This window comes from Ruegeria sp. K7 (assembly GCF_056531785.1).
The window spans coordinates 574,847-597,045 of sequence record NZ_JBQFMJ010000001.1; the positions used below are offsets into that span (position 1 = coordinate 574,847).

21 protein-coding genes are annotated in these 22,199 nt (G+C 60.4%); 11 read left to right on the forward strand and 10 right to left on the reverse strand.

Going from position 1 to position 22,199, the window contains the following annotated elements:
* Nucleotides 1-32: 32 nt before the first annotated feature.
* The 3 genes from ACR0FE_RS02835 (at nt 33) to ACR0FE_RS02845 (ending at nt 4,162) form a co-directional block, all read left to right on the forward strand.
* Entirely contained in the window at nt 33-1,640 is a 1,608-nt protein-coding gene (locus tag ACR0FE_RS02835) for a peptide chain release factor 3 (protein WP_170824489.1), read from the forward strand.
* Nucleotides 1,641-1,689: 49 nt separating this feature from the next.
* Nucleotides 1,690-2,628 (forward strand): glycosyltransferase family 2 protein, encoded by a 939-nt coding sequence (locus ACR0FE_RS02840; RefSeq protein WP_480910873.1) that lies wholly within the window; start codon nt 1,690-1,692, stop codon nt 2,626-2,628.
* Between the two features lie 184 nt (nt 2,629-2,812).
* Nucleotides 2,813-4,162 carry a DEAD/DEAH box helicase gene (locus ACR0FE_RS02845; RefSeq protein ID WP_480910875.1) on the forward strand — a complete coding sequence of 450 codons (1,350 nt, stop codon included), beginning with the start codon at nt 2,813-2,815 and terminating at the stop codon, nt 4,160-4,162.
* Here the strand turns inward: ACR0FE_RS02845 and ACR0FE_RS02850 are convergent.
* From ACR0FE_RS02850 to ACR0FE_RS02860, 3 genes are read right to left on the reverse strand one after another with little or no spacing between them, the layout of a single operon-like run.
* On the reverse strand, nt 4,159-5,061 hold the full coding sequence (locus tag ACR0FE_RS02850) for an EamA family transporter (protein WP_170619158.1): 903 nt from the start codon (nt 5,059-5,061) through the stop codon (nt 4,159-4,161). The genes ACR0FE_RS02845 and ACR0FE_RS02850 overlap by 4 nt on opposite strands.
* Before the next feature lie 21 nt (nt 5,062-5,082).
* Complete coding sequence (locus ACR0FE_RS02855) at nt 5,083-5,976, reverse strand: fatty acid desaturase (RefSeq protein WP_480910877.1); 894 nt, start codon at nt 5,974-5,976, stop codon at nt 5,083-5,085.
* The gene (locus ACR0FE_RS02860) at nt 5,969-6,172 is read right to left on the reverse strand and encodes a DUF2061 domain-containing protein (RefSeq protein WP_170610965.1); all 204 of its coding nucleotides are present in this window, start codon (nt 6,170-6,172) and stop codon (nt 5,969-5,971) included. The genes ACR0FE_RS02855 and ACR0FE_RS02860 overlap by 8 nt, the downstream gene beginning before the upstream one ends.
* A gap of 107 nt (nt 6,173-6,279) precedes the next feature.
* On the opposite strand from ACR0FE_RS02860, the gene ACR0FE_RS02865 reads away from it, so the two are divergent.
* Together ACR0FE_RS02865 and ACR0FE_RS02870 are read left to right on the forward strand one after the other, a co-directional pair.
* Nucleotides 6,280-7,158: a helix-turn-helix domain-containing protein gene (locus ACR0FE_RS02865; RefSeq protein ID WP_480910879.1), complete on the forward strand. Its 879-nt coding sequence runs from the start codon at nt 6,280-6,282 to the stop codon at nt 7,156-7,158.
* Nucleotides 7,159-7,238: 80 nt separating this feature from the next.
* A complete protein-coding gene (locus tag ACR0FE_RS02870; protein ID WP_170610632.1) occupies nt 7,239-7,421 on the forward strand; it encodes a hypothetical protein in 183 nt (60 codons plus the stop codon).
* Between the two features lie 3 nt (nt 7,422-7,424).
* Here the strand turns inward: ACR0FE_RS02870 and ACR0FE_RS02875 are convergent, their stop codons facing one another.
* The 3 genes from ACR0FE_RS02875 to bcoG all read right to left on the reverse strand — a co-directional run bounded on the left by ACR0FE_RS02875 (nt 7,425) and on the right by bcoG (nt 10,649).
* Nucleotides 7,425-8,183: an SDR family oxidoreductase gene (locus tag ACR0FE_RS02875; protein ID WP_480910882.1), complete on the reverse strand. Its 759-nt coding sequence runs from the start codon at nt 8,181-8,183 to the stop codon at nt 7,425-7,427.
* Nucleotides 8,180-9,643 carry a carnitine 3-dehydrogenase gene (locus tag ACR0FE_RS02880; RefSeq protein WP_480910883.1) on the reverse strand — a complete coding sequence of 488 codons (1,464 nt, stop codon included), beginning with the start codon at nt 9,641-9,643 and terminating at the stop codon, nt 8,180-8,182. The genes ACR0FE_RS02875 and ACR0FE_RS02880 overlap by 4 nt, the downstream gene beginning before the upstream one ends.
* A gap of 88 nt (nt 9,644-9,731) precedes the next feature.
* Nucleotides 9,732-10,649, reverse strand: coding sequence for a 3-dehydrocarnitine:acetyl-CoA trimethylamine transferase BcoG (bcoG, locus tag ACR0FE_RS02885; RefSeq protein WP_480910885.1), 918 nt, complete (start codon nt 10,647-10,649; stop codon nt 9,732-9,734).
* A gap of 131 nt (nt 10,650-10,780) precedes the next feature.
* Here bcoG and ACR0FE_RS02890 point away from each other — a divergent pair, with 131 nt between their 5' ends.
* A complete protein-coding gene (locus tag ACR0FE_RS02890; protein WP_480910888.1) occupies nt 10,781-11,767 on the forward strand; it encodes a GlxA family transcriptional regulator in 987 nt (328 codons plus the stop codon).
* Between the two features lie 64 nt (nt 11,768-11,831).
* On the opposite strand, the gene ACR0FE_RS02895 is transcribed toward ACR0FE_RS02890, so the two are convergent.
* Genes ACR0FE_RS02895 through ACR0FE_RS02905 form a run of 3 tightly spaced genes read right to left on the reverse strand, consistent with a single transcriptional unit; the run spans nt 11,832 to nt 14,837 of the window.
* Nucleotides 11,832-12,878 carry an aldo/keto reductase gene (locus ACR0FE_RS02895; RefSeq protein WP_480910891.1) on the reverse strand — a complete coding sequence of 349 codons (1,047 nt, stop codon included), beginning with the start codon at nt 12,876-12,878 and terminating at the stop codon, nt 11,832-11,834.
* A 29-nt stretch (nt 12,879-12,907) separates the two neighbouring features.
* Nucleotides 12,908-13,366 carry a DNA polymerase III subunit chi gene (locus ACR0FE_RS02900; protein WP_480910894.1) on the reverse strand — a complete coding sequence of 153 codons (459 nt, stop codon included), beginning with the start codon at nt 13,364-13,366 and terminating at the stop codon, nt 12,908-12,910.
* A gap of 4 nt (nt 13,367-13,370) precedes the next feature.
* Nucleotides 13,371-14,837 carry a leucyl aminopeptidase gene (locus tag ACR0FE_RS02905; RefSeq protein WP_480910897.1) on the reverse strand — a complete coding sequence of 489 codons (1,467 nt, stop codon included), beginning with the start codon at nt 14,835-14,837 and terminating at the stop codon, nt 13,371-13,373.
* A gap of 229 nt (nt 14,838-15,066) precedes the next feature.
* On the opposite strand from ACR0FE_RS02905, the gene lptG reads away from it, so the two are divergent.
* The 5 genes from lptG (at nt 15,067) to rsmA (ending at nt 21,462) form a co-directional block, all read left to right on the forward strand.
* Nucleotides 15,067-16,167 carry an LPS export ABC transporter permease LptG gene (gene lptG / locus ACR0FE_RS02910; RefSeq protein ID WP_480911385.1) on the forward strand — a complete coding sequence of 367 codons (1,101 nt, stop codon included), beginning with the start codon at nt 15,067-15,069 and terminating at the stop codon, nt 16,165-16,167.
* Complete coding sequence (locus tag ACR0FE_RS02915) at nt 16,167-18,329, forward strand: LPS-assembly protein LptD (protein WP_480910900.1); 2,163 nt, start codon at nt 16,167-16,169, stop codon at nt 18,327-18,329. The genes lptG and ACR0FE_RS02915 overlap by 1 nt, the downstream gene beginning before the upstream one ends.
* Entirely contained in the window at nt 18,320-19,573 is a 1,254-nt protein-coding gene (locus tag ACR0FE_RS02920) for a peptidylprolyl isomerase (RefSeq protein ID WP_170610603.1), read from the forward strand. The genes ACR0FE_RS02915 and ACR0FE_RS02920 overlap by 10 nt, the downstream gene beginning before the upstream one ends.
* Nucleotides 19,570-20,535 carry a 4-hydroxythreonine-4-phosphate dehydrogenase PdxA gene (gene pdxA, locus ACR0FE_RS02925; RefSeq protein WP_170610600.1) on the forward strand — a complete coding sequence of 322 codons (966 nt, stop codon included), beginning with the start codon at nt 19,570-19,572 and terminating at the stop codon, nt 20,533-20,535. The genes ACR0FE_RS02920 and pdxA overlap by 4 nt, the downstream gene beginning before the upstream one ends.
* A gap of 84 nt (nt 20,536-20,619) precedes the next feature.
* Nucleotides 20,620-21,462 carry a 16S rRNA (adenine(1518)-N(6)/adenine(1519)-N(6))-dimethyltransferase RsmA gene (gene rsmA, locus ACR0FE_RS02930; RefSeq protein ID WP_480910903.1) on the forward strand — a complete coding sequence of 281 codons (843 nt, stop codon included), beginning with the start codon at nt 20,620-20,622 and terminating at the stop codon, nt 21,460-21,462.
* Nucleotides 21,463-21,514: 52 nt separating this feature from the next.
* Here the strand turns inward: rsmA and ACR0FE_RS02935 are convergent, their stop codons facing one another.
* Nucleotides 21,515-22,102, reverse strand: coding sequence for a DUF4167 domain-containing protein (locus ACR0FE_RS02935; RefSeq protein WP_170610596.1), 588 nt, complete (start codon nt 22,100-22,102; stop codon nt 21,515-21,517).
* Nucleotides 22,103-22,199 lie beyond the last annotated feature (97 nt).

The following is a 22,199-nucleotide window of genomic DNA, read 5'->3' on the forward strand; positions in this document are numbered from 1 at the left end:
CTCGGCAGGATTCCACGCCTATACGCGCGCTCATGCTTGATACCGCCTCGAACCAACCCGTATTGCCGCCCGAGATTGCCCGGCGCCGGACATTTGCCATCATCTCGCACCCGGATGCGGGCAAAACAACGCTGACTGAAAAGTTCCTGTTGTACGGGGGCGCAATTCAGATGGCTGGCCAGGTGCGCGCCAAGGGTGAGGCGCGGCGGACGCGTTCGGACTTCATGCAGATGGAGAAGGATCGCGGTATCTCGGTTTCCGCCTCTGCGATGTCGTTCGATTATGGGAACTTTCGGTTCAATCTGGTGGACACGCCCGGTCACTCGGACTTCTCAGAGGATACCTATCGCACCCTGACAGCCGTGGACGCCGCCGTGATGGTGATCGATGGCGCAAAGGGCGTTGAAAGCCAGACGCAGAAACTGTTCGAGGTCTGTCGCCTGCGCGATCTGCCCATCCTGACCTTCTGCAACAAGATGGACCGCGAAAGCCGCGATACGTTCGAGATTATCGACGAAATCCAGGAAATGCTGGCCATCGACGTCACGCCCGCCGCGTGGCCTATCGGTGTCGGGCGCGACTTTATCGGCTGCTACGACATGCTGCGCGACCGGCTGGAACTGATGGACCGGGCCGACCGCAACAAGGTGGCCGAAAGCATTGAGATCAAAGGGTTGGACGACCCCAAACTGGCCAAGCATGTGCCCGAACACTTGCTGGAAAAGCTGCTGGAAGAGGTCGAAATGGCGCGCGAACTGCTGCCCGCCCTGGACCCGCAGGCGGTACTGGAAGGCCACATGACCCCGATCTGGTTCGGCTCGGCGATCAACTCGTTCGGCGTTAAGGAACTGATGGAGGGCATCGGTGCTTACGGACCGCAGCCGCAGGTTCAGTCCGCTGAACCGCGCCAGATCGCGCCCGACGAAAAGAAGGTCGCCGGGTTTGTATTCAAGGTTCAGGCCAATATGGACCCAAAGCACCGCGACCGTGTGGCGTTCGTGCGCATGGCTTCTGGCCATTTCAAGCGCGGCATGAAGCTGACGCATGTGCGATCGAAAAAACCGATGGCGATCTCGAACCCCGTCCTGTTCCTAGCCTCCGACCGCGAATTGGCGGAAGAAGCCTGGGCTGGGGACATCATCGGCATTCCGAACCACGGCCAACTTCGCATCGGCGACACGCTTACAGAAGGCGAAGCGCTGCGCGTGACCGGCATCCCATCGTTCGCTCCGGAGTTGTTACAAGGTGTTCGCGCAGGCGACCCGATGAAGGCTAAGCACCTTGAAAAGGCTCTGATGCAGTTTGCCGAAGAAGGCGCGGCCAAGGTGTTCAAACCCTCGATCGGCTCGGGTTTCATCGTAGGCGTCGTTGGCGCGCTGCAATTCGAAGTGCTCGCAAGCCGGATCGAGATGGAATATGGCCTGCCCGTGCGTTTCGAAGCGTCGCAGTTCACCAGTGCCCGCTGGGTCAGCGGCGACAAGCCCGAAGTTGAAAAGTTCGTGAATGCCAACAAGCAGCACATCGCCCATGACCACGATGGTGACATTGTCTATCTGACCCGCTTGCAATGGGACATCGACCGGGTCGTCCGCGACTATCCAGCGCTGAACCTGACGGCGACCAAAGAGATGATGACCTGAGCCCTTGCCTGCTCTAACCTGCAGGCAAGAAGGCGAAACCGGGCACGGCATGGCAAGAAAACCAACCTGGGGCATTGTGTCCACAATTCGGGGTCCGGCTCCGGATATCCTCGGATTTGCGGCCTATCACCTCGATCTGGGGCTGGACCGGATGTACCTTTTTCTGGACGAGCCCAATCCGCAGGCTTTCGAAGCCCTCCGGGTCCATCCAAAGATAGACGTGTGGGTCTGTGACACCGCATTCTGGGAAAGGCGAAAGCGGGACCGCCCGGACAAACACCAGGTGCGCCAGACAGCAAACGCCACCTACACGTACCGCAAGACAGACCTGAACTGGCTGGCCCATATCGACCTGGACGAGTTCCTTTGGCCGAAACGCCCGGTTCCAGACCTGCTGGCGCAGGTTCCAGATGACATTCCCGCCGCCCGCACCCGCCCGATCGAGGCGCTGGCGACCGGCAAAGATCTGTACAAGGCCTTTATTCCCAAAGGCCGGGGCCGCGACACGCTGGTGCAAACCCTTTATCCCACCTACGGCGCTTTTGTTCTGGGCGGTTTCCTCAGCCACATCCAGGGCAAGCTGTTCGTTCGTACCGGCATGTCGAAGATCAACTTTCGCATCCACAACCTGTTCCAAAACGGGGAAATTCTGCGCGATTGCGTGGAACTGGATGGCATGGACCTTTGCCACCGCCATGCGCCCGATTGGGAACACTGGCTGGCCCACTATCCGTTCCGGATCGCACGCGGGTCCTATCAGCCCGGCATGTCCCCCAACGTCGCGCGCGAGCGTGGCGGCGTGAACATGAATGAACTTCTGGGCATGATCGAAGCAGAAGATGGCGTGGATGGGCTGCGCCGCTTTTTTGACGAGATGAGCGGCGCAGACCCCGCGACACGCACCCGGCTGGAAGATCACGGCATGATCCGGCACCGCCCCCTTGATCTGGACGCAAAAATCGCGAAACACTTTCCCGGAACCAATTGAATCGTTGCGGAAAACTGAATACACGCCTTTAGCGCCTCCAGATTAAACGCTCTTCATTTGACCTGGTGTTACGATTTTGTTATGTCCCGCCCAAGCCGAAATGCGCATGGGGCGCATGGCCATCCGGGCCCGGCATTTTACAGACGCGCGGGCCAGGTCAAGTGTCCGCATGAACCGGACATATATGACAAAGTTTAACGAACTGAACCTGAACCCGAAGGTCCTCAAGGCTATTGAGGAAGCCGGATACGAAACACCCACTCCGATCCAGGAAGGCGCGATTCCACCTGCGCTTGAGGGCCGCGATGTGTTGGGGATCGCCCAGACCGGTACTGGCAAAACCGCCAGCTTTACCCTGCCGATGATCACCCTGCTGGCTCGTGGCCGCGCGCGTGCACGTATGCCGCGCTCGCTGGTGCTGTGCCCGACCCGGGAACTGGCCGCTCAGGTGGCGGAAAACTTCGACACCTATTCCAAGCACCTGAAACTGACTAAGGCGCTGCTAATCGGCGGCGTCAGCTTCAAGGAGCAGGAAGCGCTGATTGATCGGGGCGTCGATGTTCTGATCGCCACACCGGGCCGCCTGCTGGACCATTTCGAACGCGGCAAGCTGTTGCTGACCGGGGTGCAGATCATGGTGGTAGACGAAGCCGACCGGATGCTGGACATGGGATTCATCCCCGATATCGAACGCATCTTCTCGCTGACGCCGTTCACCCGGCAGACCCTGTTCTTCTCGGCCACCATGGCGTCCGAGATCGAACGCATCACGGACACCTTCTTGTCTGCCCCCGCCCGGATCGAGGTTGCCCGTCAGGCCACCGCGTCCGAGACCATCGAGCAGGGCGTGGTCATGTTCAAGGGTGGTCGCCGCGACCGTGAAGCCAGCAACAAACGCAAGGTTCTGCGTGCGCTGATCGATTCTGAAGGCGACAAATGCACCAACGCGATCATCTTCTGCAACCGGAAGACCGACGTGGATATCTGCGCGAAATCGCTGAAGAAATACGGCTACAATGCCGCAGCAATCCATGGCGATCTGGACCAGTCGCAACGGATGAAAACACTGGACGGTTTCCGCGACGGCTCTCTGCGCCTGCTGGTCGCCTCCGACGTGGCGGCACGCGGCTTGGATATTCCATCGGTCAGCCATGTGTTCAATTTCGACGTACCGGGCCATGCCGAGGATTACGTCCACCGCATTGGCCGCACAGGCCGCGCCGGGCGTGAGGGCAAGGCCATCACGATCTGCTCGGGCCGCGATGAAAAGGCACTGGATGCGATTGAAAAACTGATCCAGAAGGATATTCCGCGCATCGACAACCCGGTCAAAGATGAACCCAAACCGGACACCCCGAAGCCCGAGAAGAAATCCAGATCTTCCGAAGGCCGACAAAGTGAAGGCAAGCGGGAAAAAGAACCCAAACCCCGCGGGCGCAACCGTCACGAGGACAACGGCCCATCAGTCGTGGGCATGGGCGATCACCTGCCAAGCTTCATCGCCCTCAGCTTTGATGAACGCCGCGCGGGCTAGATCGCCAGCACCAACGCCAAAATTGATATTCCAAGCAAAGACATCCCGGCGATCTCACGCCGGGTGATGGTTTCGCGGAAAAACAGCAACGAAGCCAGCAGGCTGAGGATCAGTTCCACCTGCCCCAACGCTTTGACGTAGGCCGCATTTTGCAGCGTGAACGCAAAGAACCAGCAGAACGAACCACACAAGCTGGTCAGCCCGACAAAAACACCGGTTCGCCGGGTGTCCCAAACGGCCCGCAATTCGGCCCGGTCACGCCATAGCAGCCACAGCCCCATGCTGAGGAACTGAAACATGATCACGGCGGCCAGCGTGACCAGCGCGCGGAACCATGCATCCAGATCGCCCAATTGCATCGATGCACCGCGATAACTGACTGATGAAAAGGCAAAAAGTACGCCGGACCCCAACCCCAGCTGTGACGCCTTGTTGGTCAGGTGGCGCCACCACTCTCCGTCGCCGCCCGGTGTTTTGGACAACAAGAACACCGCCGCCAAACCCAGCAGGATGGCAATTAATGCCCCTGATGAAACCTGATCGCCAAGGATCAGGAAACCGACGATAGCCGTCTGAATCACTTCGGTTTTCTTAAAGGTGATACCCACAGCAAAATTGCGCTGTTTGAACAGAGCTACGACGCAGATCGTCGCCAGAATCTGAGTGGTCCCGCCAAGAACCGCAAACATCCAGAACTTCGCGGATAAATGTGGCAGTGCAAAACCGGTCGATTGCATGGCAACGATCAGGCCGATGACGGCCAGCGGCATCGAATAGGCAAACCGCGCGAATGTGGCACCTGCCGCACTCAGTTGAATGCGGCTCAGTGATTTTTGCAGCATGAACCGCACGGTCTGAAACGCAGCGGCCGCAACGGTGACGGGAATCCATAGGCTCATGGCTTCCCTTTTGTCCTTAAATCAACCCTTTGGCCAGAGAGGATGCGCCACCGGATCTTTGGCGCTCCAGAAATACTGACGGAAGATTTGTCCGTAAGAACGATAGACATAGGCCTCGTTGCAGGCCAGATACCGTTCCTTGTTATTCCGGTAAAGCGCAGGCAGCTGATACCACGGTGTGCCCGGGTTCATATGATGAACGACGTGCAGGTTGTTGTTCAGAAACAGAAAAGCCAACGGACCGCGATCTTCGACGATAACGGTTCGGGCCCGCGATTTCTCATGCGCGCGATGCTCCAGAAAAGTGCGGATCTTTACCAGTGCCAGCCCAATATAGGCCGAAATGACAAACGCCCAGACCGGCATGGCAGACGCAGCAGCAATCCACAACACCACGGCCACCCCGGGCAGATGCAATGCCCATGCCAGCAGAATGGCCGGATCGCCGCGCAGCGCCCCGCGCAACTCATCGCGAAAGAATGCGGTCTGGCCAATCAGAGGACCCAGAACCATGCGGCCCAGAAGCGTGTTGTTGGCGCTGTAAACCAGCTTTTGCCAGCCGGCCAAAGACTCCCATACCTTGGGGTCCAGATAATTGGTTTCGGGGTCATCATAGGGGTCGGTCAGTGCCGCATCACGATGATGCGCAAGATGCATATCCCGGAACCGGTTATATGGAATGAACAATGTCAGCGGCAGCGCCATTAGCGCCTCGTTCACCCATTTGGTTCGAAACGGATGGCCATGCAAAGCCTCATGAGTCAGGGAAGAATGCAGTGCCGATATAACCCCCATTGCCGGGATGGCCAACCAAAGGCTCCAAGACGCCACGAAGAAGACTGTCAGCAACCACGCCCCGTAACAAGCAAGAATCAATGCGAAAGTGCGCCACTCGGGACCAGAACGCTCAGACATCACGCCCCCATGTGATGCCGGCCCAGACACGTTCGTAAATCACATACAGGGTCAGTCCGATGGCTGTGTTGATGATTGCCAGCGTACCGCCAACTGCCGCCGATCCGGTTGCGATCAACCCGACCAGCGTCATCATTGCCAGCCCCATCGCATTCCAAACCACAGCCTTCACGACTGATCTGCGCCGTGTCTCCATTCCGTCACCCATAGTCTTGTTATGTTTCAAGATTTATCGGCTACAGAGGGGCGTGAGAATTCTGAATATGATTAACAAAACTCATCAAACGTGATATTTATTATCATATGCAGGAAAAAATCGACAAACGAGATCGCGCTGCGCAGTTTCGTCTGCGTCTGGCCCGCGCCATGGAAGAGCGCGGTGTCAGTCAAAGCGCACTGGCCCGGGGAATCGGTGTGGACCGATCCACAGTTTCACAGCTTTTGGCCGACGCGGGCGCCCGGTTACCAAATGCACATGTCGTTGGCAGTTGCGCTTCGGCGCTTGGTGTTTCTGCGGACTGGCTGCTCAGCCTCTCCAACCGCCCCGAAAGCGCGGCAGAGCTGCTGGCCAGTTCCCTGACAATGGCCGAAGCCCCCCGCGCCCTGGTTGATGAGCGTATCTTTGAGTGGCATCAGGAAGCGGCAGGATACAAGATCCGCTATGTCCCGGCCACCCTGCCCGACATGCTGAAAACCCGCGCCGTTCTGGAATGGGAATACGCCCCCCATCTGGGTCGTACGGCCGATCAGGCGATCGGTGCGTCTGCCGACCGGCTCGCGTGGATGCGCAGTGCGCAATCGGACTATGAGATCGCGATGCCGCTTTATGAAATCCACAGTTTTGCCCATGGCACGGGCTACTATCAGGATCTGCCTTTGCAGGTCCGGCTGGATCAGATCGATCACCTGCTGGAACTCTGCGAATTGCTCTATCCACGATTGCGCATCTATCTGTTTGATGCCAAAAGACTCTATTCCGCACCAGTCACGATATTCGGCCCCCTTCTGTGCGTTTTCTACGCCGGCAGCCATTACATGGCTTTCCGCGATCGGGACCGGGTCGAGGTTTTCACCCGCCATTTCGATACCCTGATCCGCGAGGCCGACCTGACCGCCCGCGATTTTCCGGATCATCTGCGGCAATTCAGGTCAGCGATCTCAGGTCCATCTCAGACGCAGTGATGCAGCCTGGCAGTTCCTGTGTTATGGTGCCTTCGCGCGAACGTTTGGGACATCCGATCACAAGACGGAGGACTACAGGAATGGACGCACTGAAAACGGCAGAATACGCACGCGCCCTATATACCGCGCACGGCGACCGGGCCGAGGCAGAAGCCGCACAGAAAATGCGCGAATGCGAAGCTTCCGGCAACACACAGGAAGCTCAGGACTGGCAGGCCGTGCGCAGCGCTATCCGTCAGTTGCGTGGCCCAAATCAGGCCTGACGCTTAGACTTTGGGGTCGGGGTTGACGGTGTGACCATCCACGGCAATCACCTGCCCTGACACCAGCCTTGCCGCATCCGAGGCGAGAAAGACCGCCATATTGGCGATATCCTGCGCCTCGACGAATCGGCCCATCGAGGTGCCCGCGGCATAGCCCTGGTAAACCTGGTCGCGCGTCATTCCTTTGGCCGCAGCCTCACGCTGCAAAACGCCCTCCATTCGGGGGCCTTCGACAGCGCCCGGGCAGATTGCATTGGCGCGAATACCATGTGGCCCCAGTTCCATCGCCAGCGTCTTCATCAACCCGATAACGGCCCATTTCGCCGCTGAATAAGGCGCGCGAAACGGATACCCATATTGTCCGGCCGTCGAAGACGTCAGGATAATGCTTCCCGCCTGCGCCGATTTCATCATCGGGACCGCATGTTTGGCTGCCAGAAATGCGCCGTCCAGATTGACCGCAACACAGGACCGCCACGCGGCCAGATCGATATCCTCGATCGCGTCAGTCGGCCCTGCGATCCCCGCATTGGCGCACAGCACGTCCAGTCCACCAGCCGCACCGGCCGCCTGAAAGACGGCGCTCATGTCGTTCTCGCTTGTCACATCCGTACAATGCGCCGTCCAGTGATCCGGCAAGGCCTGCAGCGCCGCCTGATCGATATCCGTCACCCAGACCTCATAGCCCGCTGCGTCAAACGCATCGGCCATGGCACGACCGACGCCCGCGGCGCCGGCCGTGACCAGAACCCGCCGGGTCATGACGGTTTCCGAATGGCTACACCCGCACCTTCGGGGTATGGCAGTTCAGCCTGCGCGGCGGCAATTCGCGCCATCGCATCCTCGATTTCGGCCGAAGGCGCGCTGGGGCGGCGGGTTTCCAGGCTGACATGCAGCAAAAAGCTCTCACCCGTTGCCAGCAGCTTGTCGCCCTCGTACATGCTGTGGAAAACGTGCAGCTTCTTGCCCTGACCCAACAGCATCTGCGTGCGCACTTCGATCTTTGCGCCCGCATGGACTTCGTCGATATAGCGAAGGTGGTTCTCAGCGGTGAAATAGCTGCCGCCCGAGGCGATGTAATCCGCGTCACAGCCAATGATCTCCATGAACCGGTCAGTCGCCGCAGCAAAAGCCTCGAGGTATTTGGCCTCGTTCATGTGACCGTTGTAATCGGTCCAGTCCAGCGGCACCGCCCGCGACAGGGTCAGGATCGGCTGGCTCAGATCCGCCTGTTCCAGAATCGGCAGCGCGCCGGGCCGCAGCATTGCGTCATGCTGGTTCAGCACCGCACCTGCCCCGTAATTCTGCAGCTTCAGCGCCCGCATCATCCCGACAAGGTTGTTGTCGCGGATACGCTCCAGTTCGCGGATAGAGTGCATCCCGGATTGTGCATCGGACTGTTCGGCGATCATATCGACAAGTTCATCGGTAAATTCCGGCACGTCCATCAGCTTGGTCCAGGGCCATTGCAGGGCTGGCCCGAACTGCGCCATGAAATGCCGCATCCCGGCCTCGCCCCCGGCCACGCGATAGGTTTCGAACAGCCCCATTTGCGCCCAGCGGATGCCAAAGCCCATACGGATCGCCTCATCGATCTCTTCCGTGGTCGCAATTCCATCCTTGACCAGCCACAGCGCCTCACGCCAGACGGCCTCGAGAAACCGGTCTGCAATATGCGCGTCGATCTCTTTCTTGACATGCAGCGGGAAGAATCCGACCGACGTCAGCATTTCCTTGGCCTTTGCAACAAGCTCGGGCGCGTTCTTCTCGGTCGGCACCAGTTCGATCAACGGCAGCAGATACACCGGATTGAACGGGTGCGTCACGACGATCTGTTCGGGGCGCAGTGCGCCTTCCTGCAACTCCGAAGGCTTGAAGCCGCTGGTCGAGGACCCAATGATCGCGCCCGGATCACACGCCTCCTGCAACCCCTTGTAAACCTTCAATTTCAGCTCTAGCCGCTCGGGCACGCTTTCTTGAATCCAGTCCGCACCCCTGACGGCATCGGCCATATCCTCGTGAAAGCTCAGCGCCCCCTCGGCCGGCAAAGGCACATCGCTGAGACCGGGCAACGAGCGACGCGCATTCTCCAGCACTTCGCCAATTTTGCGCTCGGCTTCCGGGTCCGGGTCGAACACCCGAACATCCCAGCCATTCAGCAGAAACCGTGCGGCCCATCCGCCGCCGATTACACCACCACCAATGATCGCCGCTGTTTTCATGTCATCCTGCCAGTTGAACGCGCATATTTCATCTTTTTCTAAATACTCCGGGGGTTTGGGGGCTGGGCCCCCAAGTACCGCTCCATTCTCACTTCGCTACCGGAACCCGTTTGACCAGTCCCAGCTTTTCACGCACTTCCTGCGGTCCGATCACCCGTGCACCCATGTTTTCGATGATGTTGCCCGCGCGCTCCACCAACTGCCAGTTCTCGGCAAGCACGCCTTTCTCCAGCCACAGATTGTCTTCCAGCCCGACGCGTACATTGCCGCCCGCCAGAACCGAGGCGGCAACAAAAGGCATCTCGTTCCGTCCCAGCGAGAACGCGCTGAAGGTCCAGTCATCCGGCACATTGTTCACCATCGCCATGAATGTGTTCAGATCGTCCGGCGCGCCCCAGGGGACGCCCATGCACAGCTGGACCAGGGCGTTGGGTTCCAGAATACCTTCCTTGACCAGTTGCTTGGCAAACCACAGATGGCCGGTGTCAAACGCTTCGATTTCCGGCTTCACACCCAGGTCCGTCATCATCTTGCCCATCGCGCGCAACGCGCCGGGCGTGTTTGTCATGACGTAATCGGCTTCGGCAAAGTTCATGGTGCCGCAGTCCAGCGTGCAGATTTCGGGCAGACACTCCGCAACATGCGCCACACGCTCGGACGCACCGATCATGTCCGTTGCGGCTTCATTGACAGGGAACGGGTTCTCAATCCCGCCAAACACGATGTCGCCGCCCATGCCGGCGGTCAGGTTCAGAACCGCATCAACCTCGGCATCGCGAATGCGGTCGGTGACCTCGCGATAGAGGGCCAGGTCACGCGACGGTGCGCCAGTTTCCGGGTCGCGTACGTGGCAATGCACCACCGCTGCGCCAGCCTTGGCCGCGGCAATCGCACTTTCGGCGATCTGCTTCGGCGAGCGCGGCACATGCGGGCTGCGATCCTGCGTCCCGCCCGATCCGGTGACAGCACAGGTGATGAAGACTTCGCGGTTCATTTCCAGAGGCATTGCGTTTTCCCCAAGTTATACCCGGCTTCACCTTGGGTTTTCCCCAGGCTTTTCCCCGGATTCTGATTTGCGTTGCCGCCGACTCTGACGCAGCCTTGGGAAAACACTTGCCAGAATGCGAATCGAACTTGATGAAATCCGCAAAAAACATACTTCAGCCCGAACAACGCGCCCTGAAAACGGCGGTACTGGTGCTGGACGAATGCAACACGCTCAGCTTCGCTTCGGCCGTTGATCCAATGCGCGCGGCCAACCGTCTGGCAGACCGCCCGGCCTTTGACTGGGATTACGTCACCGCAACGGCTGATCCTGCAATGCTGACCAGCGCCCTGCAGGTGCCCGGGATCCCCCTGGCCCGGCTGCAAAGCTGCGAGTTGATGATTGTCGTCGCCGGGTTCCAACTCGCCCGCCATGCCACGCCCAGCCTGCTGGCGGGCCTGCGCCGCATTGCCGGCACCGGCGCCACTATGGCCGGTATCGATGGCGGACCGTGGCTGCTGGCCGAAGCCGGTCTGCTAAACGGCCACCCTGCCACAACGCACTGGGAAGACCTCAGCAGTTTCGCCGCGCGGTTCCCCGAAGTCGACGTCCGCCCGGACCGTTTCACCGTATCGGATGGCCGCCTGACATCGGGTGGTGCGATTCCCGCGGTCGAGATGATGCTTCACATCATCGCCGCCCGCCATGGCGCCGGCTTCGCCGCGCGGGTTTCGGGCCTGTTCCTCTACGAAGGCGCGCCGCAACCTTCGAAACCCCAAAGCCGCACCGGCGCACCGCATCGCCATTCTGCCCTGACCGCCCGCGCCAATTCGCTGATGGAATCCTCGCTCGACGAACCACTGCCGCTGGCCTATATCGCCGACCGTCTGGGCACCAGTCCCCGTACCCTGCAACAACAATTCCGGCTGCGCCTGAACACCACGCCGCAGGACCACTACCTGCAATTGCGCCTGGCCGAGGCGCGCCGCCTTGTCACCGACACGGACATGCCACTGATGGATGTGGCCCTTGCCACCGGATTCGCCTCACAATCCAGCTTTGCCCGCGCCTTCCGTACGGCCCACGGCCTCTCGGCCCGTGACCTGAGGCAAGACCGGACCCAGCCCACGCATCACTGACCAAACCGGTCAATTGTTCAGAAAGACCTCGGGGAAGACACTGCTGGCGACGGGGACTGCGCCGCTAGAACGGCATCGGATGGGCCCGGTGCGCTTGATTTATCTCGGCCAGAACGTCCGTCGACAATTCAAGATCGGCACCGCGCAGAATATGCTCCAACTGCAAGACGCTCGTGGCCCCGAAGATGGCTGACATCATGAAAGGTCGGGTCCGGCACCAGGCCAGCGCCATGTGAACCGGGTCCAACCCGTGGCGGTCCGCGATCTCGAGGTAGGCCGCCACGGCATCAAAGACACGCGCGGACCCGCGCCCCCCCATTGCCGGCACCAGCGACATGCGCGATCCGGCCGGCACTGCCCCATTTTGGTATTTGCCGGTCAGGAACCCTGCGGCCAAAGGGGAAAAGGCCATCAGCCCCACATCCTCGTGTACGCTCAGCTCACCCAGATCGGTGTCGAAGTGGCGGCAGAGCAGCGAATACTCGTTCTGTACGGACGCCACCCGTGGCGCGCCCATCTGTTCGGCCAGCCGCAGCCACTGTGCCGTCCCCCACGCACTTTCGTTCGATAGGCCGAATGCGCGGATATTGCCCTTGTCCACCTGCGCCTGCAGCGCCGTAAGGCACTCCTGCATGTTCTCCAGAACTTCTACGGTATTCTGCCCCGATGGCGCATAATCCCAGTTCTGCCGAAACATGTAGCTGCCGCGATTGGGCCAGTGAAACTGGTAGAGATCGATGCAATCCGTCTGCAACCGCCGCAGCGAGCCTTCGATGGCCTCGGGGATGGTCTGCCCGGTGATTGGAGCGCCGTCGCGGGCGTGGGCAAACCCCGCGCCGGAATGCTTGGTGGCCAACACATAGTCGCCCCGTCGTGACCGGTTTGCGGCATTCCAGTTGCCCAGAATTTCCTCGGTCCGCCCGACCGTTTCCCTCGAGACCGGGTTCACCGGGTACATCTCGGCCGCATCCACAAAGTTGACCCCGGCATCCAACGCCAGGTCGATCTGCGCATGCGCCTCGGGTTCTGAAGTTTGCGTGCCAAACGTCATCGTGCCCAGACACAGGTCCGACACCATGATGCCCGTACGGCCCAGAGGCTTGGTTTTCATCCGTCACTCTCCTGACTTGTTTTCGAAAATCAGGCCTCAGCCTTCTTTTCCCACCGCCCCGACGCCTCGGACCAGTATTGCGCCGAGCATCCTGCTGCGGTCAGCGCCTTCCACTGCCCCCGTGCGTGCTGAACGGCCCGTTCGTCGTTGCCATCGAACAGGATGCACACCCGTTCCAACGCGGCAATCTCGTCGGCCTCGACCCGCGCGCCATCCACCGCCATAACGCAGGATGGCTCATTTGCGGCATCCGCCGTGGTGGTCAGCAGGATGGGCTGAGCCACATCATGCGGCCCGCCTTCCCGACCATGCGGCAGGAACCCCTCCTCGGGACCCAGCCACAGTTTTTCATCCAGCCAGTCCATTCGCGCGGGATCGGTCCCCCGCACGGCAATCCGCCACCCGGCCTGCCGCGCCTTGTCAAGCAGCACCGACAGGGTCTGCTCCAAAGGCTGCCGGGTCAGGTGATAGAAATAGACGGCCCCCATCCGATTACTCGAAATTGTCCTGCACGAACCGGCTCAGTGCGCGCACGCCCCAGCCCGTGGCCCCCTTGGGAGCGTAAGACGTCTCGGTTGAAACCGAGGCAACACCGGCAATGTCCAGATGAATCCACGGCGTCTCTTCCTTGACAAACCGTTGCAGGAACTGCGCCGCAGTGATTGAACCCGCAGGCCGTCCGCCCACGTTTTTCATATCCGCAATGCGTGATTTCAACTGTTTGTCATAGGCCTCGCCCAGCGGCAGCCGCCACGCGCCCTCATCTTCGGCCCCGGCAGATTTCAGGAACGCATCGCAGAACGTGTCGTTGTTCGAGAATACACCGGCATTTTCATGCCCAAGACCGATGATGATCGCACCTGTCAACGTGGCCAGATCGACCATGCCAACGGGCCGGAACCGTTCCTGCGCATACCACATGACATCACACAGAACCAACCGCCCCTCGGCGTCGGTGTTGATGATCTCGACCGTATCGCCCTTCATCGAGGTGATCACGTCACCGGGCCGCGTGGCATTGCCCGAGGGCATGTTTTCGACCAGCCCCACCAGCCCGACGACATTGGCCTTTGCCTTGCGTTTTGCCAGCGCCCGCATGGTGCCCGCCACAACGCCCGCGCCGCCCATGTCCATCGTCATGTCTTCCATGCCACCGGCGGGCTTCAACGAAATGCCGCCGGTGTCGAACACGACGCCCTTGCCGACCAGCGCCAGCGGCGCATCGTCCTTGTCGCCCCCGTTCCACTGCATCACCACCACTTTTGAGGGGCTATCAGACCCCTGTCCGACGCTCAGCAATGTGCGCATTCCCAACTCGGCCAGCTTGTCTTCTTCCAGAACCTCGACCTCGAGCCCCAGCGCCTCCATCTCTTTCAGACGATCGGCGAACTCGGTTGTGGTCAATACGTTGGCAGGTTCGTTGGTCAGGTCACGGGTCATCCGCACGCCGTCGGCCACGGCATAAAGCGGCGCAAAGGCGGCCTCGACCTCGTCATGATTGCCGTGGCTGATGGTGACGGTGCCAGGTTCCTCCGCGTCCTTGGTCTTGTGCGCGTCGAAATCGTAACTGCGCAACGCGATACCCGTGGCCAGATCTTCGCACCGCAGCTGATTGGCCGCCATCACCAGCAGATCCTTGCCCCCTGCCAGCTTGGCCAGTGCTGCACCCCCCTTGCGCGCCTCGGCCCGCTCAGGCCGGCGCGGCAGCACCAGAACATCCAGCGCTTCCGCAGCCATCCCACCCGGCCAGCCCAGCGAGATGACATCCCCGGTCTTGGCCTTGCCGAACTTCTCGCTTTCAACCAGTCGCGCAACCGCACCACGTGTCAGGCGATTGGCGCGGCGGGCGGCTGGGCCCATTTTCCCCTCTGACGTGATGATGATCGCCACGCGCCCCTCGGCCTGCGCCATTGCATCCACATCGAAGGCCTGAAAACGGACCGGAACCAGACTGCTCATTGCAAACTCCTCAAAATCTGTTCCCCAAGACCTAGCCCGCACCGCGCGGCTTGACCAGATAGCAGTTTTCCCCAGCCGTCATTTGCATTAAAGTCCCGCAAAAAGAACCGACAGGCATCGGGGGACAAGACTTGGCACCAAACGGCAGGCACAAGCCGTCGCGCAGAAAATCACGTTCCGGCAAATGCGGCCCGGCCCCTTGCTTTTTCGGGCTGATGAGGGCGTTGTCGTGATCCTCGACCGCTATTTCGCCCGCAGATTCCTGCAAAGTTTTCTGGTCATTGGCGGCATTTTTCTGACACTGATGATTCTGATCGATATGATCGAACAGATCCGCCGTTTTGACGATTCCAACCTGTCTTTTGGGCGCCTGCTACAGCTGACTTTGCTGAACACTCCCGCTGCCGTCAGCGAGATGTTGCCTTTGCTGATCATTCTGTCGACCATTGCCCTGTTCATTGGCCTGGCCCGCAGTTCAGAACTGGTTGTGACCCGTGCAACCGGGCGGTCCGGCATCCGCGCTCTGGCTGCGCCGGTCGTTCTGGCGCTGATTATCGGAGCTCTGGCCGTGGCCCTGCTGAACCCGATCGCTGCGGCAACGTCCGAAGAATACCGGCGTCTGGCGGACAGCTACCGTAACGACGGCCGTTCGACCCTGTCCATCAGCCGTGATGGCCTGTGGCTGCGGCAAGGGGCGGAGGACGGGCAATCGGTCATTCACGCGCAGGGCACCGAGAATGACGACATCCTGCATCTGACTGGTGTCACGATCATCACCTTTGGTCAAAACGGCAAACCGACACAACAGATCATTGCAGACGAAGCCCGGCTGGAAGATGGCAGATGGGTCCTGCAGGACGCCAAGATCTGGTCCCTGAAAGATGACGAAAACCCCGAATTGAATGCGGTGACGCATGACCGGCTGGACCTGCCCACGTCCCTGACCCGTCAGCGCATCCTGGATTCGCTGGGCCAGCAGGACTCGGTCTCAGTCTATGATCTGCCGCAACTGATCAACGATCTGGGAGAGGCCGGGTTTTCGACAAAGCAATATGAGGTCTGGCTGCAATCCGAGCTCGCGCGGCCCTTCTTTCTGGTCTCGATGGTCCTCATCGGCGCCGCCTTTACCATGCGCCACGTGCGTTTCGGCGGCACAGGCATCGCTGTGCTGACGGCCGTTCTACTGGGCTTTGCCATGTATTTCATCCGTAATTTTGCACAAATCCTGGGGGAAAACGGACAATTGCCGGTCTACGTCTCGGCCTGGGCGCCACCCTTTGCGGCGCTGCTTTTGTCGCTGGGCCTGTTGCTGCACGCGGAGGACGGCTGATGCGGCACTTGCTACCCTTGTTGCTGTCCGGTGCGCTGATCCACAGCGCGCCAGCTATCGCCACAGCGCAGTCCGCGCCTGTACCAGATGCCGGACAAGCGGCTGAATCGCAGGACCTTCCGGCCCTTCTGGTCGCAGACAAGATCTTTATCACTCCGGATCGCAAGCTGATCGCCGAAGGCAATGTCGAGGCGTTTCAGGGCGACATCAAACTGACGGCCAGCAGCATCATCTATGATCGTGAAACCGGTTCGCTCGAACTGCAGGGTCCGATCCGGATCGATCAGGAGGGCCGCACCACGATTCTTGCCGATTCGGCAGAACTGGACAACGGTATCCAGAATGGTCTTTTGATCGGCGCGCGTATGGTGTTCGACCAACAGACCCAGATCGCCTCGGTCGAGGCGCGTCGCGCCGCTGGTCGATACACGCAGCTCAGCAAGGTTTCGGCCACGTCCTGCCATGTTTGTGCCGACGGTCGTGCGCCACTGTGGCAGATTCGCGCCCGCAAGGTCACGCACGACCAGTTGGAGCGGCAGTTGTATTTCGAAGGCGCACAGTTCCGTGTGCTGGATTTCCCTGTCTTCTACTTTCCGTATTTGCGCCTGCCGGATCCAACACTGGAACGCGCGACAGGGTTTCTTGTACCGTCCATTCGAACCACCTCGCAGCTTGGGACCGGCGTTCAGGTGCCGTATTTCTTCAAGCTCGGTGACCACAAGGACCTGACCCTGATCCCGTACCTGTCTTCGGGCACACGAACGCTGGGCTACCGGTACCGGCAAGCGTTCAAAACAGGCCGCATCAACATCGAAGGGGCCTACACACGCGACGACATACAGCCGAACCAGGATCGCGGCTATCTGTTCGCAAATGGCTTTTTTCTCTTGAAGAACGACTTCCGGTTCCTGTTCAGCATCAACACCACGTCTGACGACGGCTATCTGGCGGATTACGGTCTGCCCAATTATGACCGCCTGCGCAGCGAAGTCGCGCTTGAGCGGATCAAACGGGATACGGCCTTCAGGACCAGCCTGATCCACTATAAAACGCTGCGTGACAGCGAAGATCAGGATGAAATCCCGTCGCGGATTTTCGACTTGAACTACCAGAAACGATACTTCCCCCAAAGTGTTGGAGGCGAAGTCCGCCTGTCTTTTCTCAGCCATGCATACGAGCGTACCAGCGATGCCGATGTCACCGGGCGCGATGTGGCGCGCGCCACCGTTGACGCCGAGTGGCTGCGCAGCTGGATATTCGCCACCGGATTACGGGCTGACGCTCAGTTCGGTGCATCGGTGGACAGGTTCAACATCCGGCACGACAGCAATTTCGCAGATAACGTCAACCGGCTCACTCCTCGTGCGGCAATGACGCTGCGCTATCCGATGCAGCGCCGCGAAGCATCCGGTGCCTCGCAGGTGCTGGAACCCATCGCTCAGGTCGGGTGGACCCATGTGTCGACCAATGACGTGCCGATTGACGAAAGTACATTTCAGGAATTCGATCAGGGTGATCTGCTTTCCCTGTCCCGCTTTCCCGCAGTCGATCGCCGTGAAGACGGACCGACCGGCGTTGTGGGCGTCAACTGGGCGCGGTACGGCATCAATGGCTCACGTGCATTGGCAACGATAGGTCAGGTTTTCCGCGCCGATGCCGACCCGGCCTTCAACCTGACATCCGGTCTTCAGGGCACGTCTTCCGATTTGCTGATTGCCGGGCAGGTAGACACGGTCAAGGGCTGGTCCATTGGCGGGCGCGGCCTGATCAACGGCGATTTCAGCTTTGCAAAAGCCGAACTGCGTGGTCAATGGGCGCGCGGTGACGATGCAATCGTCGGCAGCTATGTCTGGCAGGAGCCGGACCCGGACGAGAACGTGGATGACGAAATCTCAGAATTCTGGGTGAACGGGCGCTACAGAATAGACGAGAACTGGTTGACCCGCGCCGAGGCGCGCTATGACCTCAGCGAAGACGAACCGATCCGGTACGGGTTTGGGCTGACCTATCAGAACGAATGTGTTCAGGTTAACATGAGCGTCAGTCGACGCTTCACATCAACATCAAGTATTGAGCCTTCGACGGAATTCGGGTTTACCGTTGCCCTGACAGGTTACGCCATCGACGGCGGCGGTAAGAAGTACAAAAGATCATGCAGCTGATATCAGGTTTCTCAAGGTTTATTCTTTCCGGCTGGATCAGGCGGGCCATTCCGGCGCTTGCTGCCGCGGTCATCACGCTCGCAGCCGGGCAGATCTCGGCCCAAAGCCTGTTCTCGCCGGCGATCCGCGTCAACCAGGACATCATCACCTGGTACGAGTTGCAGCAACGCCAGCAATTGCTGACCGTTCTGGGCGTTCCCGGCAGTTCAGACCAAGAGGTGCGCGAAGCCTTGATCGAAGACAGCCTGCGCAACCAGGCCTTGCGGGATGCCGGCATCACGGCAACACCCGAAGACATTGAGGTCGGTATCGACGAATTCGCATCCCGCGGTCAGCTGTCGTCCGACGAATTCCTCAATGCCCTCAAAAATGAAGGGGTCGATCGCGAAACCGTGCGGGATCTGGTCGCCAACCAGCTGGCTTGGCGCGAGTTCATCAGCACACGCTTTCTTTCCCAATCCCGCCCTTCGGAAGACGAGATCAATCGCGCACTGGGACAAGGCGGCAATGGCGGCCTGCAGGTTCTGCTGTCTGAAATCATCATCCCGGTGACCCCGCAAACTCTGCCTCAGGCCCAGGTCCTGGCTGACGAAATCTCGAAACTCGAAGGCTATGACGCCTTCTCCGCCGCCGCCACACAGTACTCAGCCGCCGCTACCCGTGATAATGGCGGCAGGCTGGAATGGCTGGGCCTGACCGACCTGCCCCCGGCCCTGCAACCGGTGCTTCTGGGCCTCAAGAACGGCGAAATCACCGCGCCGCTGTCGCTGCCCAATGCTGTCGCCCTGTTCCAGATGCGCGGCGTTCGCGAGGTTTCGACCGCCGCGCCCCGTTATTCCGAGATCGACTATGCCGCGTATTACCTGCCCGGCGGGCGCAGCGCGGAAACCCTGGCCCGGGCCAACAGGCTGAAGGAAGAGATCGACACCTGCGACGACCTTTATGGCATCGCGAAGGATCAGCCAGCTGCAGCACTGGATCGTGTCTCTGCGGCCCCGTCGGAAATCCCGCGCGATGTTGCGCTGGAACTGGCCAAGCTGGACAACAACGAGGTGTCGACAACGCTCACCCGCAACAACGGGCAGACCCTGATGTTCCTGATGCTGTGCACCCGCACTCTGGACAGGGGCGAGGACACGACGCGCCAGGACATTGCGAATGCCCTGACCCAGCAGCGCCTGCAAGCCTTTGCCGACAGTCTTCTGGAACAGATGAAGGCCGATGCCACCATCATCTCGCAATGACCGCACCTATTGCGCTCAGTTGCGGGGAACCGGCCGGGATCAGCCCTGAAATCGCCGCTGGCGCATGGTCCCAATTGCGCGGCGCCTGCCCGTTTTTCTATATCGGCGACGCTGCACACCTGCCCAAAGGCACCCCGATCCGAAAAATAAGCGCACCATCGCAGGCGCAAGCCGTCAGCGCCGAGGCCCTGCCTGTGCTGCACATGGAATTTCCCGCGCCCAACCGACCGGGCCATCCCGATCCGGACAATGCGCCGTCGATCATCGATGCCATTGAACTGGGCGTCAACCTCGTGCGCTCGGGCGAGGCTTCGGCGCTGTGCACCGCGCCCATTCACAAAAAGGCCCTGATCGACGGGGCCGGGTTTTCCTTCCCCGGTCATACCGAGTTTCTGGCGGCCCTCGCCGGTCAGGAACGCGCGGTGATGATGCTGGCCAGTTCCAATCTGCGCGTCGTGCCCGCCACGATCCACATCCCGCTGTCCCGCGTGCCGTCCGAACTGACGCCAGATTTGTTGCGCGACACCATTGCCATCACGGCTGACGGTCTGCGCCGTCAATTCGGCATCGCACACCCCCGTATCGCGGTGGCGGGCCTCAATCCACATGCTGGCGAAGGCGGCAAAATGGGAATGGAAGAACTGGACTGGATCGCGCCGCTTCTGAAAGACCTGCCAACCAACGGCTACACCGTCACCGGCCCCCATCCGGCCGACACGATGTTCCACGCCGCCGCCCGCGCCCGATACGATGCCGCAATCGCCATGTATCACGATCAGGCCCTGATCCCGATCAAGACACTGGATTTTGACAAGGGCGTAAACGTAACGCTGGGCCTGCCCTTCATACGCACGTCGCCTGACCACGGCACCGCACTGGACATCGCCGGAAAAGGAATCGCCAATCCCACAAGCCTGATCGAGGCCCTGAAACTTGCCCAACAGATGGCACAAACCCCTTGATCCTTCACCTGGTCGAAAATATCCCCGCCGGAGGCAAAAAATCTCTGGCGCTTACCCACCAACCCGCGCCACGGTAGTCGGATCATGAGCGCAATCGACACCCTCCCCCCTCTGCGCGAGGTCATCGCGACACATCAGCTCTCGGCCCGTAAGTCGCTGGGTCAGAACTTTCTGCTCGACCTGAACCTGACCGCGAAGATCGCCCGTCAGGCCGGGGATCTGGCCCAATGCGATGTGCTGGAAATCGGCCCGGGCCCCGGCGGACTGACCCGTGGACTGCTGTCCGAAGGCGCGCGCAAGGTCGTCGCGGTCGAAAAAGATAAGCGCTGTATCGCCGCCCTGAACGACATCGCTGCCGCCTATCCCGGCAAGCTTGAGGTGATCAATGGCGACGCTCTGGAAATCGACCCTCTGGCCCATCTGACCCCGCCGATTCGCATCGCGGCCAACCTGCCCTACAATGTCGGCACCGAACTGCTGGTGCGGTGGCTCACACCGCCCGAATGGCCGCCGTTCTGGCAAAGCCTGACCCTTATGTTCCAGCGCGAAGTGGCCGAGCGTATCGTCGCCCAACCCGGAAGCAAGGCCTATGGCCGCCTCGCTATCCTGGCCCAGTGGCGGGCCGAGGCGCGTATCGCCATGTCCCTGCCGCCCGGCGCGTTTACTCCGCCGCCCAAGGTTTCAAGCGCAGTGGTCCACCTGACCGCCCTGCCCGAGCCGCGTTTCCCGGCAAATGCCGCAACACTGTCCCGAGTGGTCGCCGCTGCCTTCAACCAGCGCCGCAAGATGCTGCGCGCCTCGCTGAAAGGCGTGGCCCCGGATATCGAGGATCGTCTGCTGGCTGCTGGTATCCAGCCCACGGACCGGGCCGAACAGGTCCCTCTGGAAGCCTTCTGCGCGCTGGCGCGGGAAGTTTCCAAAGGCTGAAACAAAAAACCCCGGGCCTAACCCGGGGCTTCTTCTCAACCGATACGAGCGCTTACTCAGCCGCTTCCGGCGCGTCGCCTTCACTTGAAGGCGCTTCTTCAGCAGGTGCAGGCGCGGCCTTGGGCTTACGGCCCCGGGGCTTGCGCGCGGGTTTTTCCTTTTTCTCGGGCGTTTCGGCGACCGGCGCATCCTCTTTGCTTTCCGGCGTCTCGACCAGACCCGATTCCGGCGTTGCCTCCTCAGAACCGAAATCCATCACGTCGGGCTGCGGTGCCTCGGCCGGGTCTGCCTGGCGGGCAGCTTCACGTTCCTGACGTTCGGCGCGTTCGCGATCGCGTTCGGCCTGGCGCTCGCGATTCTGGCGCTCCTGCTCTTCGCGGCGCGCATCAATCTCGCGCTGCGCTTCGCTCAGCATGCGCAAATAATGCTCGGCGTGCTGCTGGAAGTTTTCTGCCGCCACGCGGTCGTTGGACAACTGAGCGTCACGCGCCAGCTGATTGTACTTATCAATGATTTGTTGCGGCGTGCCACGCACCTTGCCCTCGGGGCCTGAACTGTCGAAAACCCGGTTTACGACGTTACCACCAGAAGGGCGATTGCGGTTATTCTTGGCCCGCGAGCGGGATTTTGAAGATCTCATCTTATTTTACGTCAGCCTTGTCATTCGCTGTCGATCAACCCGTACCTTACGCTGCTCAGAGGCTTGTCCCGTACCGCGTCATCGACTTTTTTGGGCT